Raw genomic sequence first — 12,995 nt, forward strand, 5'->3', positions numbered from 1 at the left:
AGGCTGTCAGAGGCGGTACGGGCGAGAGCGGCGACGCAGGAACCACGCCGTGGCCACCACGCCGATCGCCACCAGGCCGCCGCCGGCCGCCAGTGTCAGGGTGCCGTAGTCCTTGGTCGCGCCGCCAAGCCCGCCCAGGACACCACGGGAGGGGGAGGCGGAGGCCGTCGCCGAGATCGTGGGCGTCGCGGATCCCGAGACGATGATCGACTGGGTGCCCGCCGTGCTGTTGTTGTAGGCGCACATCACGATGACCGTGTACGTGCCGGGGCTGACGCTCGACCAGGCCGCGGACTGGAGCGAGGTGGTCCCCGACAGGGCCACCTGACGGCCCTGGCTGAAGTTGGCCTGACTGCTGGTGAGCAGCGAGGCCGTGCCCCAGCCGCCGGTGGTGGCGGTGCGGGAGCATGCCGTGGTCGTGACGGAGACCGTGGATCCGGAGGTGCTCACGGAGATCCCCGTCGCCGCGGCGGCCGGCCCGGCGGTCAGGGTGAGCGGCAGCGCGGCGACGGCCGCGACGGTCAGGCCGGAGCGGAGAAGTGGCTGAGTAGTGCGCATGGACTGCCCTCCGGCGGCACGGTTGGCGGTACATCCGTGGCGCCGCCGAGGTGGGGGAGGGCCCGTGCTGCCTCGGGGACAGCCAAAGGGCTCACGGCCCGGCCCGCACGCGGAGCGCCCCCAGGCAGGTGACGGTCTCCTTCGTCCGGCGCGACGACGAGGGGCCGTCACGGGACCGCGGTCGCGCCCGTCGTGACCGTGCGCTCCTCCGACAGACCGCGCCACGTGCCGTCGGGCAGCCGGGCCCGGATCCGCACCCGGTGGTGCTCCCCTGCCTCGCGCCCCAGATAGAAGCTGTACGTCGCCCTCCCCGGCGGCGGTGTCCCGCCGAACACGAGCGAGGTCGCCGCGGTGCCGTCGAGATGGACCTGGTACTCCGTGACGACACCGTCCGTGCGGGGCGCCACCCAGACCAGATCGAGGTAGTAGGCCCCGTCGCCGCCGAGCCGTGTCGTGGCGCGGAAGTCCGTGGGTGCGGTGTCCCGGCCGTCGTCGCTGCCCGCAGTGGTGAGGCGGACGGGGCTCCCGGCGGGCGAGAGGTTGCCGGCCGCGTCCCGGGCGCGGACCGTGAAGGAGTAGCGGGTGCCCGGACGCAGCCCCGTGAGCACGGTCGCCGTCTGGGCCCCGCCCACACTGTGGATCTTGCTGCCGCCCTGGTAGACGTCGTACGACAGCACGTCCCGGTCGTCCGTCGAGGCGTCCCAGGACAGCTGGACGGCCCGGCTGCCCGCCGTCCGCCCCCGCAGCCCTCCCGGACGGGTCGGGGCGGAGTGGTCGGACGCCGTGGCCGCGGGAGTCGTCGCCCGCACCTCCCGGCTGGGCGGGCCGAGGCGCCCGTCGGTGTCGCGGGCGCGCACGGTGAACACGTAGCGGGTGGCGGGCTGCAGCCTGGTGGCATCCACCATGTGCTGCGAACCCGGCACATCCTCGATCTTCGTGGTGCCGCGATATACCTCGTAGCCGTGGATGCCCGCGGCGGACGGCACGGCGTTCCACATCACGTGCACGGTGGTCGCGCTGCCCGCGGCGGCGGTGACCCCGACGGGTGCGGCGGGCAGTCGGCCACTCTCGTCCTCGACCGGTCCGCCCCACCCGCAGGAGCCGACGAACACGAGCGCGGCGCACAGGCACAGGGGAACGGGAACGCCTCGCACGGCTCTGCCTCCCGGAGGACATGTCTGCAATAGTCCGGACCAATATGGCGCCGGTGGTGTGCCCGCATCAAGAGGGCGGACCGTGTCGGTCCGGTCCGGGGGCGGTACGTATGCTGAAGCCCGTCACGGCTGAACTCGCCTTGAGCACAGAGGAGTTCGGGCCGGTGGCGCGGGCCGCTGTCGTCGCTGTTCCCGCGCCGGAACCGGTGGCCGGGAGCCCGGGGTCCGTCGAGGACCAGGGCCCCCGGCCCCTGCCCCGTCCGGACCCCCTGCGGTGGCCGCACAGCTGAAGCAGCATCAGATTGGGCTGAGTGTGCGTCACCGTCCCCCAGGAGAGGGTCCTTCATCGTGCGTGTCCAGTCGCTGACGCTGGCCGCGGCAGGCGCCGCTCTGCTCGCCCCCATGGCGTCCCCCGCCATGGAGCTCACCGCCGCCCGGACGGAGCCGGCGGTGCGACGCGAAGGCGATGTCCAGGCCGCCGACCTGCTGGCCAGGGTGCGGAAATGCGCCCCCGTCTCGCGCGGCCGCTACCGCAGTGACGACGGCACGCCCGCCACCATTCCGGTCTGCGGCACCCAGGACGCGGTGTTCTGGAAGGCCGACATGGACATCGACTGCGACGGCAGGCCCGGCCGCCTCTGCAACCGCCGCACCGACCCGCTGTTCTCCGACGCCACCGCCTACCAGCAGTCCGACGGCCGCTATCTGAGCGCCGAACGCCTGCCGTACATCGTGGTCCCGACCCCGAGCCGGATCTGGGACTACCGCGACCACGGGGTGCACGGCGGTGCGGTCGCGGCCGTCGTGTACGAGGACCGGGTGCAGTACGCCGTCGTCGGCGACGTGGGCCCGAGCGGCATCATCGGAGAGGCGTCCTACGCCACCGCGGACGCCCTCGGGATCCGACCCGACCCGCGCGGCGGCGGCACGTCCTCAGGCGTCACCTACATCGTCTTCAAGGACTCGAAGGTGAAACCGATCGAGGACCATGCCGCCGCCGTCGCGACGGGGGAGCGGCTGGCGCGGCTTTTCGTCGGGGAGAAATGACCCGCTGAGGGCACACGCCTTCGTGTCTGTAAGAGGCATGAATGCGTGGTGGAGAATTTCCGGTGAGGGCGATCAGACGATCACCGAAGCCGGAGGAACCGATGACCGCAGCGCGCGGACGCACGGGGCGACCACCCCTGACCGAGCAGCGCAAGGCGGAGATACGGCTGGAGATCGCGCGGGCCGCGGTGGAGCTGTTCGTCGCCCAGGGTGTGGTGGCCACCACTGGTGAACAGATCGGCCAGGCGGTCGGCGTCTCGGCGCGCACCGTGTGGCGCTATTTCCCGAGCAAGGAGAGCTGCGTCGGTCCCCTGTTCTCGGAGGGCATCGACATGATCGCGGCCCTGCTGCGGGAGTGGGCGCCCGACCAGCCGCTGGAGCGGCTCTTCGACCAAACCCTGGCGGCCGGGATCGGTATCTTCGGCGGGCCCGAGCGGGCCACCGTCGGCGACCTGGTGCGCCTGACCCGCACCGAACCGGGACTGCGGGCCGTCTGGCTCCAGACCTACGACGAGGCGGAGCCGGTGTTCGCCCGCGCCCTGGCCGAACGCGCCGGAACTCCCTGCGAGGGACTCGGGCCGAGGATCCGGGCGGCCATGTTCAACGCGGCCCTGCGCGCGGCGGTCGAGCACCACGCCTGGCGCACCGCCGACGCCGGAACCGAGCGCGCGACGGCGGAGGCCGAGCTGATCGAGACCCTGCGCTCGGCCCTCGCCGTCGCGGCGCAAGGGGTCGCATAGCACCCGTCGGGGCGATGCCAAGCCTCCGCCACCGTGCTGCCCGCCCTGCCGTGCGCCGACTGTCAGACCTTGCGGTAGCTGTACGCCTCCGCGGCGGCCGCCTCCACCGCCGCGAGATCGGCTCCCGTCGCCGCCGTGACCACCGCGGCCACCGCACCCTCGACGAACGGAGCGTCCACCAGGTGTGTCCCGTCCGGGAGTTCGTCGCCCTCCGCCAGCAGCGCCTTGACGGTGAGCACCGCACTGCCGAGGTCGGCCAGAACGGCGACCCCGGCACCCCGGTCCACGGACGCTGCCGCGGCGGCGATCAGTTCCGAACTCGTACCGAGCCCACCGCCCTCGGTGCCACCGGCCGCAGCGACGGGCACCTCGGTGCCGCCTCCCGCGAGCCCCTTCGCCAGCTCGGCCACGGACGCGGCGACCTCCGCGCTGTGCGACACCAGCACGATCCCGACCAGCTGTCCGTCACTCACCGGCCGCCTCCGCGAGAGCGCCGATCAGCAGCGACGCCGAGGTCGCGCCCGGGTCCTGGTGGCCGATGCTGCGCTCGCCGAGATAACTCGCCCTGCCTTTGCGGGCCTGCAACGGAGTGGTGGCCAGGGCCCCCTGCTCGGCGGCCGTCCGGGCCGCCGCGAAACCCGTACCGAGCGCGTCGACGGCGGGCACCAGCGCGTCGATCATGGTCTTGTCGCCCGGTGCGGCCCCGCCCAGCGCCATGACCGCCTCCACGCCCGCCCGCAGTGCCTGGGTGAGCTCCTCCGCACTGACCTCGGGGGCATCCCCGAGAGCCTTGCCGGTCCGCCGCAGCAGCGTGCCGTACAGGGGTCCCGAAGCGCCGCCGACCGTCGAGATGAGCCGGCTGCCGGAGAGGACGAGGACCGTGCCCGGGGTGTCCGGGGTCTCCTTCTCCAGGGTCGCGGCCACCGCGGTGAACCCGCGATGGAGATTGCTGCCGTGGTCGGCGTCCCCGATGGGGGAGTCGAGGGCGGTGAGCCGTTCCGTCTCACGTTCGACGGACGCGGCGGTCGCCGTCATCCAACGGCGGAAGAAGTCGGCGTCGAGCACTGGATCTCCTTGGGTGGTCGGTACGGTGATCGCTTCCTCACGCTCCCCAGCGCAGCCCCGGTGTCCTCACCGGCGCGTCCCACAGGCGCAGCAGTTCCTCGTCCACCTGGCACAGGGTGACCGAGGCGCCGGCCATGTCGAGCGAGGTGACGTAGTTGCCGACCAGGGTGCGGGCGACGGCGACCCCGCGATCGCCGAGCACCCGCTGCACCTCGGCGTTGAAGCCGTACAGCTCGAGGAGCGGGGTGGCCCCCATGCCGTTGACCAGGACGAGCACGGGGTTGCGCGGGCGCATGTCGTCCAGGATGGCGTGCACGGAGAAGTCGGCGATCTCCCGCGAGGTCATCATCGACCGGCGCTCCCGGCCGGGCTCACCGTGGATACCGACCCCCAACTCCAGTTCACCGGTGGGCAGATCGAAGGTCGGGCTGCCCTTGGCCGGTGTGCTGCACGCGCTCAACGCCACGCCGAAACTGCGTGAGTTCTCATTCACCTGACGGGCGATGGCCTCCACCCGCTCCAGCGGCAGACCCTCCTCGGCCGCGGCGCCGGCGATCTTCTCCACGAACAGGGTGGCACCGGTGCCGCGCCGACCGGCCGTGTAGAGACTGTCGGTCACCGCCACGTCGTCATTGACCAGGACCTTGGCGACCTGGATGCCCTCGTCCTCGGCGAGTTCGGCCGCCATGTCGAAGTTGAGCACGTCACCCGTGTAGTTCTTCACGATGAACAGGACGCCCGCCCCGCTGTCCACGGCGGCGGCCGCCCGCACCATCTGGTCGGGCACCGGAGACGTGAACACCTCACCCGGGCAGGCCGCGGACAGCATGCCGGGCCCGACGAAACCGCCGTGCAGCGGCTCGTGACCCGAACCGCCGCCGGAGATCAGGGCGACCTTCCCGGCGACGGGAGCGTCCCGTCGTACGATCACCCGGTTCTCGACATCCACGGTCAGCTCGGGATGGGCGGCCGCCATGCCTCGCAGGGCGTCCGCGACCACGGTTTCCGGGACGTTGATCAGCATCTTCATGGGTACCTCCTGGTGGCCCGTGCGGATGGGCCGTGCGCCGGCTCGGAGTGCTGCTTTCGGAAGTATCGACCTTGAGGCAGTGAAGGTCACGCCGGGCGGCGGCTGACGGTGTCCGGACGCGGTTTCCGGCACGGAAGCGCGGCGCTCCCGTGAACACCGTTGATCCACACCGCGTCCGCCGCATAGGTTCTGCGTATGACGAACCTTCGGATCGGTGTCATGCACGACCGCGACTGGGCTCCGGAGGGGCTCCCCGGCTTCGCGCGCCGGGCCGAGGCACTGGGTGTGGACGACCTGTGGGTCGTCGAGGACCTCGGCTGGAACGGCGGGGTGTCGGCGGCGGCCGTGGCGCTGGGGGCGACGCAGCGCCTGCGGGTGGGCATCGGCATCGCGCCCGCGCCGTTGCGCAGTCCGGCACTGCTGGCGATGGAACTGGCCACGCTGGCAAGGGTGTTCCCGGGACGGCTCGTGGCCGGCATCGGACACGGCGTGCGCGAGTGGATGGAACAGGTGGGAGTGGCGCCACGCTCCCCACTCGCTCTCCTGGAGGAGACGATCACCGCCGTGCGCGCACTGCTGCGGGGCGAGAAGGTCGAACTGGAGGGCCGTGAAGTACGCCTGGACGGCGTGCGGTTGGTCCATCCGCCGGCGGAGATCCCGGCGGTCGTCGCCGGTGTCGTCCGGCCCCGCTCCCTCGAGCTCTCCGGCCGTGTCGCGGACGGCACCCTGATCGCCGAGGGCCACGGCCCCCACGACCTCGAGAACATCCGGGCCCTGACCGCGAAGGGCGGTGCACGCGCCGATCACAGCCTGAACGTGTTCGCCTTCTGCCACGTCGGCGACGACCCGGACCAGGTCGCCCACGTCCTTCACCCCCACACCAAGGGCCACGGCAGCTGGCTCGGCCGCCCCCAGGAGGAGGTCTTCACCGTCTCGGGTACGGCGCCCGAGGCCGCCGAGGCCATCCACGCCCTCGCGGCGGCGGGCGCCGACACGGTCGTCCTGCGGGTCGTCGGCCCCGAGCCCGTGGGACAGCTCGAAGCTCTGATGAGGGCTCTCGGGCACCGGCAGGACTGACTCCGCAGCCGGCCCGGCAGCACCGGGCCGGCTGCGACGGGCCGTTGCCGAGGCGCGGATGTCTGTTCCTTCGGAAACATCCCTCGTCTGCCGTCACCGTATGATCGGCGCCCAACCTCTGAAGGAGGCCCCCGGTGTCCCTGACGGACAAGGCCATCGAGCAGATCCGCGAACTGATCCGCACGGGTTCGCTGCCTCCTGGCTCGAAGCTGCCGCCGGAGGCCAACCTGGCGGCCCAGCTGGGCCTGTCCCGCAACCTCGCCCGTGAAGCGGTCAAGGCGCTGGCCGTCGCACGGGTCCTGGAGGTCAGGCGCGGCGACGGCACGTACGTGACCAGCCTCCAGCCGAGCCTCCTCCTGGAGGGGCTGGGCGGGGCCGTGGAACTCCTCCAGGGTGACTCGGGGGCACTGCTGGACCTCATGGAGGTACGGCGGCTGCTCGAACCGGCCGCCACCGCGCTGGCCGCCACCCGGATCACCGACGGGCAACTCGCCGAGGTCGAGCGGCACTTGGACGCCATGCGGGAGGCGCGCGACGACGTGGAGCGGCTCAACGTGCATGACGCGGCCTTCCACCGGGCCGTCGTCTCGGCCACCGGCAACGAGTCCCTGCTCGCCGTCCTCGAGGGCATCTCCGGCCGCACGCTGCGTGCCCGTATCTGGCGCGGCCTGGTCGACACCCGGGCCGCGGGCCGTACCCTCGCCGAGCACGAGGCGATCTTCGCGGCCCTGTCCACGCGCGACGCGGCTCTCAGTCAGGCGGCCGCACTGCTGCACGTGAGCAGCACCGAGCAGTCGCTGCGGGAACACCTGCGGTCCCTGGAGCCGGCCACCGGCTCATAGCCCCGCGGTCCAGGGCCGGGACGGCGTACGACCCTGGACGGCGGCCTGCTCCCGCGGACTGCGGACTGCGGGCTTCTGGTCACGCCCCCAGCGGATTGGCGCGGGCCGTGGCCAGGAGGTACCAGGCGGTGGCACCCGTGTGCCGGTAGGGGTAGTAGCCGAACCCGAAACCGGTGTCGAGGGGGCTGCTCGCCGACACGACTCCGGAGCGTGCGGGGAGTGCCGTGCCGCCGACCGTCTGGGCGTCGCCGAGGAGGTCCTGGGCGCGTTCGATCGAGGCGAGCAGACGGCGGGCGCGCTTCTCGTCGCCGGCCGAGCCGCGCTCGCGCAGGGCGAGCGCGAGGTGGGCGGTGCCCTCGAACCAGACGCCGCCCCGGTCCGGCCTCGGCTGACCGTCGGCGATCGGGGCGTCCTCGTCCGCCAGCAGGCTCGCGGAGCTGAACGTGACGCCTTCGTAGGACTGACCGGACGGGACCGTGCTGTTGGGGCGGTCGGCCGTGTCCCGTACGGCCAGTTCCCTCGCGGCCCAGTCGAGCGAGCGGGAGTGGGTGCGGGAGGCGAGGGCCAGGTGGGTCCAGGTCTGGGTGTCCTCGGGGACCGGGGACTTGTTGATCGTCACACCGTCGTTGGTGCCGGTGTAGAAGAAACCGCCCGACGGCTCCCACATCTTCTCGACGAACGCCCGGGCCCGCGCGCGTCGTTCCCGCCACACCCGGTCCCCGGTCAGCCTGGCGAGCTGCCCGAACAGGCCCACCAGGTCGGTGTTGTGCTCGGTCGAGGTGAACGGGAGCCGCTCGTCGGCCCCGTTGACGCCGAACTTGTAGCCGCCCAGTGGCTCGTCGGTCCGCCCGACCCGCTCGATCCACTCGCCGATCCGGACCGCGCCGGTGAGGAAGCGACGCCCACCGGTCCGCCCGGCGAGCGCCCCCAGCGCGATGCCGGCCCACGCCATGTCACCCACCGCGGTGCCGGTGAAGCCGAACTGCGTACCGACGTTGGCCGTGCCGTCCGCCCGGACGAACCCGTCCGGCTGCGGGGAGCCGTCGTAGAAGGTGTACGGCCCGACGTTGTAGGCCTGTCGCAGTCTGCCGTCGTCGTGGGCGGGGTCGTGGTCCTGCGCGTAGAGGAGCGCGTCACCGAGCGCCACGGCCCGGGCATCGCCCCCGGGACAGGCGAGGAGGGCCAGGATCGCGAGGGCGTTGTCGTAGGTGAACGCGGTGCTGAACAGACCCGCCTGGTCCGCGTAGCTCTGGGTGAGCCGGATCGTGCCGTGGTCGGGGTAGGCGTCCATGGCGGCGGCGAGGAAGGCCTGCGCACGGCGCGGCGCGGAGGCCTCGGCCCCGTCCTGAGCCGCCCGGGCCGTGCCGGTGCCGGTCGCGGTGAGGATCGCGGCCGTGATGCCGGTCCCGATGAGCGTACGGCGGCTGAGGGGCTGGCGTGGGCTGCCGGTCATGGGTCTCCTCGGGAAGGACGGGACGGAGGGCGTGAGAGCGCTCTCAAAGGGGCGGGGCCATTCTGCTGTGGCGCCCGGGGCCGGTCAACGTCCGGCATCCGAACAGGAGTTGTCGGCCGGCTCCTTGGCGGACGTGACCGGGGCGACCGGTGGAGCCGAGTGGTCCCGGGATCGGATCGGCTCCGCGTGACTCGCACCGGAGTCCGGCGCGGACGGATGCCGGCCTCCGGGCTGCTGCTATGCCGGGCTCGGAGGGATCAGCCTGCCGTGCGCGATGAGTGAGGCGGCCTGCTTGAGGCGGCGGACCCGGATGCTGACGCTGTAGGCGTCGATGCCGGGGACAGCGGCCACGCGGGTGGTGAGGTAGCGGTAGAAGTCCTCCGTGTCCCGGCAGGTGACGACGACCATGATGTTGTGGTCGCCGCTCATGGCGCCCGCGAAAGCCACCTCGTCGTGGTCCGCCAACTCCTCGCCGACACGGTGGAGATGAGCCGGGGCGACGCGCAGCCAGAGCGTGGCGTTTAGGTGGTGGCCCAGCCGTTCGGCGAGCAGGTCGACGTCGTAGGACAGGGCCCCCGAGGACTCCAGGGCGGTGAGCCGACGGGCGACGCGTGCGGTGGACCAGCCGGTGAGTTCGGCGAGCCGGGTGTGAGTGGTGCGGCCGTCCTCGGCGAGGGCGGCGAGAAGCGGGGCGTCCTCGGCGGTGGGCGGATCGTGGGGCCCGGTGGGCGCGGGCGGCCGGTCCGCGATGAGCAGGGCGATCTGCTCGGGAGTGAGGTGGCCGCCGTATCCGCCCCACTCGGAGACGCCCGCGGTGCCGAACGGGTGGATCAGCAGGTCGATGCTGACGTCCAGCACCGAGGCCGCTTTGGGCAGTTGTCGCAGGAGGATGTCGTCGCGCGCGGCGTCGACCGGTGAGTGGATCAAGCAGATGATCTCCGAACCGCCCGAGGCGAGAGCGAGGTAGGCGATGTCGGGCCGCCGGGTGAGGGCGTCCGCGAGCGAAGCGACCCGGTCGGGGCGGCACCGGATGCGGGTGACCCAGCGGGCCAGGCCCTGTGCCTCCGGGTTGACCAGACCTACCACTCGCATCACCCCCTCCCGCCGCAGAGCCTGACAGCGGCGGGCCGCGGTCTGCTCCGACACCCCGGCGACCTCACCGATGAGCCGGAAAGAGGCGCGCGGCGAGTAGCGCAGTGCACGGAGGATTTTCCTGTCGATCTCGTCGGCCATGGAAGAAGTGTTGCAGCTCGAGTCGTTGAAATGGAGGTTGATGCGCGTTTCTGGCCACCGCGTAGGGGATTGGGACAGGTGCGGCCGAAGCTGGGGCGACCGAGATCAAGTGAACCGCCGCGGTGCGCGTCGTCGTAGAGGAGAGTCCCCCGTGAATGTCACGACCCCGGCAACCGGGCCGGCCGAACGGCGGGCTGCCACGCTCGTCATGGCCTGCCTCGGCGTCTTCGTCGCCTATCTGCCGGTCACGACGGTCGCCGTGAGCCTGCCCGCCATCCAGTCGGCACTGGACGCGACGACCGCCCAACTGTCGTGGGTCCAGGACGCGTTCGTCCTGCCCATGGCAGCGTTCATCCTGACCGCAGGTGTCGTCGGCGACGTCCATGGGCGCAAGAAGGTGTTCCAGGCCGGGCTGCTCTTCTCCGCGGCCGGTGGCGTCGTCGCACTCACGGCCCAGTCGGTGCAGATGCTGTGGCTGGGGCAGGCCCTCGCGGGCCTGGGAGCGGCCACGCTGCTGCCCACCACGCTGGCGCTGATCAGCCATGTGGTGCCCGACCACCGGGAGCGCGGCAGGTTCATCGGGCTGTGGGCCACCTCGTTGATGGCGGCGCTGGCCGTCGGCCCGATCGTCGCCGGAGTGGTCCTCGACCACTTCGCCTGGCGCTGGATCTACCTGCTGGCGATCCCCGTCTCACTGCTCGCCGCCGGCTTCGCCGCCCGGCTGCTGACCGACTCGCGCGCGCCCTTCGAGCGGCGGCTGGACTGGCCCGGCCAGATCACCGCCACGGTGGCCGTCACGGCCCTGGTCTACGGCGTCATCGAGGGCGGAGCGGGCTCCTTCACCGACCCGATGGTGATGACGGCCCTCTCGGTGGCCGTCGTCGGCGGTGTCGCCTTCGTGCTCGCCGAACAGCGCAGCGACAGTCCGATGCTCGACCTCGCACTGTTCCGCAGCCCTGCCTTCACCGCCACCACGCTCGTCGCGATGATCACCTTCCTCGCGCTGATCGGCTTCTTCTTCCTGCTCAGCCTCTATTTCGGGATGGTGCAGCGGCTCGACACCCTGGAGGCGGCCTGGCGGCTGCTGGTGGTGACCGCGTGCGCCCTGCTGGTCGGTGGGCCCGTGGGGCGCCTCATGCACCGGATCTCGGCCCGCGTACTGATCACGGCTGGTCTGCTCGTCGTCTCCGCCTCGCTGTTCTCGCTGATCGGTGTCGACGCGGACACCTCCTTCCTGTCCCTGGCCTGGCGGCTGGCGCCACTGGGGCTGGGCCTCGGGGCCGTCCTTACGCCGATGACAGCGACGGCCGTGGCCTCGGTGCCGTACCACCTCGCCGGCATGGCCGCGGCGGGCAACAACGCCTTCCGGCAGGTCGGCGGCGCGCTCGGACCGGCCGTCCTGGGCGCGTTGCTGACCACCCGCGCGCTGAACGCGTTCCCCGCTCACCTGGCCGATGCCGGGGTGACCGGGACGGCGGGGGAGCAGGCCCTCGCGGCGGCTGACCAGGCAGGACTGGGTGCGGTCGCTGGGCTCGACCTGGGGGCGGACACGGGACGGGTCATGGGCGCCCTGGGCGATGCCTTCCTGGACGGACTGCGGCTGTGTCTGACCGTCGCCGGGTCGCTGACGCTACTGGCCGCGGCGGTCGCCCTCGTCCTCCTGCGTCGGCCTGCGAGGGCGGGTTCCGGGGTGACACAGGTCGCCGCGTCGAGCCCGGCGGGTGGCGGCGCGTCCGTCGTGGGGGTCACGGCAGCGGTGGGGAGCGACGGGGAAGTCTGAAGCCGCCGCCGCAGCAGCCGCAGGGCCAGGGCGCGGCGGGTGTCGGGGCGGTCGCTCTCGGGCCGCCTTCCGGTTTCGAACCTTCGGCGAGCCGGAGGTCCGAGCAGGGGCGGCAGCCGGGGATGAGCTCACCGGGTGGGCTCCCGGCTCCGATTCCGCGGCTCCCCGGAGTTCCGAGCCGTCGCCCCCGTCGCCCCCGCGCCCGACTCCCCGGACTCCGCAGTCTGCCCACCTCGTGGCGCGACGCCCCCTTGATCTCCCCGCCCCCTGAGTACCCGCACGCCTTGAGCGCCCTTCCCGCCCCACGCGCTGCACGACTACGCACTGCCGGCCGACGGAGAGCCTCGACGGTCCAGCCCTGCTGGTGTTCCGGTTCGAACGCAACCGCGGTGCCTGCGGGGCGTCCGGCCTGTGCGCCGAGGAGTTCGACATCGCCCAGGGCCGGCTGCTCGGCAACCTCCCCCAGGCTTTCGTCCACGCGCTGCTGCTGGAGGCGGCCGCCCGGCTCGGTGAATGAACCGGGACGCCCGCCTCCAGCTGTTCCGAACGACGGCCGCGCAGAAGTGCCGGGGCACCCTTACCGGCCGGACACGTCAGCTGCGTCCCGGACCACCGCTGCCGAAGCCGCCGCTGCCGCCCTCGTCCCAGCGGGGCCGCTCCTGGGACGAGCCCGTCCGGGTCGGACTGTTGCCGTGGTTCGGCAGCTCGTGCGGGGTCAGCCGGGTCTCGCTCCTGGGCATCTCGTCGGCCTCCCGGTGCTCGCGGACCTCACGGACCGGACCGCCCTCCGGCATTTTCGGCTGTTCCTCGGGAGTGGGCGGGCGCGACTCGTTGCGCTTGACGCGGGCGCCCAGCCAGAAGGCGCCGATCAGGACCGCGACGACCACCACACCCGCCACGATCAGTCCGGCCGCGAGGCCGCCCCGGCCCGCGGCGATGTCCATCCATTCGGTGTTCACGGCTTGGTTCATGTCACGCGGGTACCCCTGGCACCCCGGGTGAACCGACCCGCACCG

The 12,995-nt window shown here is 72.5% G+C and carries 13 protein-coding genes and 1 pseudogene; 6 read left to right on the forward strand and 8 right to left on the reverse strand.

The window, feature by feature from the left end; all coding sequences use genetic code 11:
• Window positions 1-6: 6 nt before the first annotated feature.
• Both ACFYRX_RS20635 and ACFYRX_RS20640 read right to left on the reverse strand, forming a co-directional pair.
• Window positions 7-558, reverse strand: a complete 552-nt coding sequence (locus ACFYRX_RS20635) for a hypothetical protein (RefSeq protein WP_389101540.1) — start codon at window positions 556-558, stop codon at window positions 7-9.
• 167 nt (window positions 559-725) lie between these two features.
• The gene (locus tag ACFYRX_RS20640) at window positions 726-1,712 is read right to left on the reverse strand and encodes a fibronectin type III domain-containing protein (protein ID WP_389101542.1); all 987 of its coding nucleotides are present in this window, start codon (window positions 1,710-1,712) and stop codon (window positions 726-728) included.
• A gap of 348 nt (window positions 1,713-2,060) precedes the next feature.
• Between ACFYRX_RS20640 and ACFYRX_RS20645 the strand changes: the two genes are divergently transcribed.
• Together ACFYRX_RS20645 and ACFYRX_RS20650 are read left to right on the forward strand one after the other, a co-directional pair.
• Window positions 2,061-2,759 carry a glycoside hydrolase family 75 protein gene (locus tag ACFYRX_RS20645; protein ID WP_389101544.1) on the forward strand — a complete coding sequence of 233 codons (699 nt, stop codon included), beginning with the start codon at window positions 2,061-2,063 and terminating at the stop codon, window positions 2,757-2,759.
• A gap of 101 nt (window positions 2,760-2,860) precedes the next feature.
• Entirely contained in the window at window positions 2,861-3,499 is a 639-nt protein-coding gene (locus ACFYRX_RS20650) for a TetR/AcrR family transcriptional regulator (RefSeq protein ID WP_389101546.1), read from the forward strand.
• Window positions 3,500-3,561: 62 nt separating this feature from the next.
• Here the strand turns inward: ACFYRX_RS20650 and ACFYRX_RS20655 are convergent, their stop codons facing one another.
• The 3 genes from ACFYRX_RS20655 to dhaK are packed head-to-tail and all read right to left on the reverse strand — an operon-like array spanning window position 3,562 to window position 5,594.
• Complete coding sequence (locus ACFYRX_RS20655) at window positions 3,562-3,972, reverse strand: PTS-dependent dihydroxyacetone kinase phosphotransferase subunit DhaM (RefSeq protein WP_389101547.1); 411 nt, start codon at window positions 3,970-3,972, stop codon at window positions 3,562-3,564.
• Window positions 3,965-4,564 (reverse strand): dihydroxyacetone kinase subunit DhaL, encoded by a 600-nt coding sequence (gene dhaL / locus ACFYRX_RS20660; protein ID WP_389101549.1) that lies wholly within the window; start codon window positions 4,562-4,564, stop codon window positions 3,965-3,967. Before dhaL ends, ACFYRX_RS20655 begins: the two co-directional genes overlap by 8 nt.
• A gap of 37 nt (window positions 4,565-4,601) precedes the next feature.
• A complete protein-coding gene (gene dhaK, locus ACFYRX_RS20665) occupies window positions 4,602-5,594 on the reverse strand; it encodes a dihydroxyacetone kinase subunit DhaK (RefSeq protein ID WP_389101551.1) in 993 nt (330 codons plus the stop codon).
• Window positions 5,595-5,789: 195 nt separating this feature from the next.
• Here dhaK and ACFYRX_RS20670 point away from each other — a divergent pair, with 195 nt between their 5' ends.
• Both ACFYRX_RS20670 and ACFYRX_RS20675 read left to right on the forward strand, forming a co-directional pair.
• Window positions 5,790-6,671, forward strand: coding sequence for an LLM class flavin-dependent oxidoreductase (locus tag ACFYRX_RS20670; protein ID WP_389101553.1), 882 nt, complete (start codon window positions 5,790-5,792; stop codon window positions 6,669-6,671).
• A gap of 134 nt (window positions 6,672-6,805) precedes the next feature.
• Window positions 6,806-7,513, forward strand: a complete 708-nt coding sequence (locus ACFYRX_RS20675) for a FadR/GntR family transcriptional regulator (RefSeq protein ID WP_389101555.1) — start codon at window positions 6,806-6,808, stop codon at window positions 7,511-7,513.
• 79 nt (window positions 7,514-7,592) lie between these two features.
• On the opposite strand, the gene ACFYRX_RS20680 is transcribed toward ACFYRX_RS20675, so the two are convergent.
• Together ACFYRX_RS20680 and ACFYRX_RS20685 are read right to left on the reverse strand one after the other, a co-directional pair.
• Window positions 7,593-8,966, reverse strand: coding sequence for a Tat pathway signal sequence domain protein (locus ACFYRX_RS20680; protein WP_389101557.1), 1,374 nt, complete (start codon window positions 8,964-8,966; stop codon window positions 7,593-7,595).
• A 237-nt stretch (window positions 8,967-9,203) separates the two neighbouring features.
• Window positions 9,204-10,199, reverse strand: coding sequence for an Lrp/AsnC family transcriptional regulator (locus ACFYRX_RS20685; protein WP_389101559.1), 996 nt, complete (start codon window positions 10,197-10,199; stop codon window positions 9,204-9,206).
• A 151-nt stretch (window positions 10,200-10,350) separates the two neighbouring features.
• On the opposite strand from ACFYRX_RS20685, the gene ACFYRX_RS20690 reads away from it, so the two are divergent.
• Together ACFYRX_RS20690 and ACFYRX_RS20695 are read left to right on the forward strand one after the other, a co-directional pair.
• Window positions 10,351-11,979, forward strand: a complete 1,629-nt coding sequence (locus ACFYRX_RS20690; protein ID WP_389101561.1) for an MFS transporter — start codon at window positions 10,351-10,353, stop codon at window positions 11,977-11,979.
• Between the two features lie 373 nt (window positions 11,980-12,352).
• Window positions 12,353-12,496: pseudogene (locus ACFYRX_RS20695) on the forward strand (glycoside hydrolase family 15 protein); the annotation flags it as partial.
• Window positions 12,497-12,572: 76 nt separating this feature from the next.
• Here ACFYRX_RS20695 and ACFYRX_RS20700 read toward each other — a convergent pair.
• Entirely contained in the window at window positions 12,573-12,950 is a 378-nt protein-coding gene (locus ACFYRX_RS20700; RefSeq protein ID WP_389101563.1) for a DUF6479 family protein, read from the reverse strand.
• Between the last annotated feature and the right edge of the window lie 45 nt (window positions 12,951-12,995).

Origin of the sequence: Streptomyces sp. NPDC005374 (genome assembly GCF_042872225.1) — a bacterium.
GTDB lineage: Bacteria > Actinomycetota > Actinomycetes > Streptomycetales > Streptomycetaceae > Streptomyces.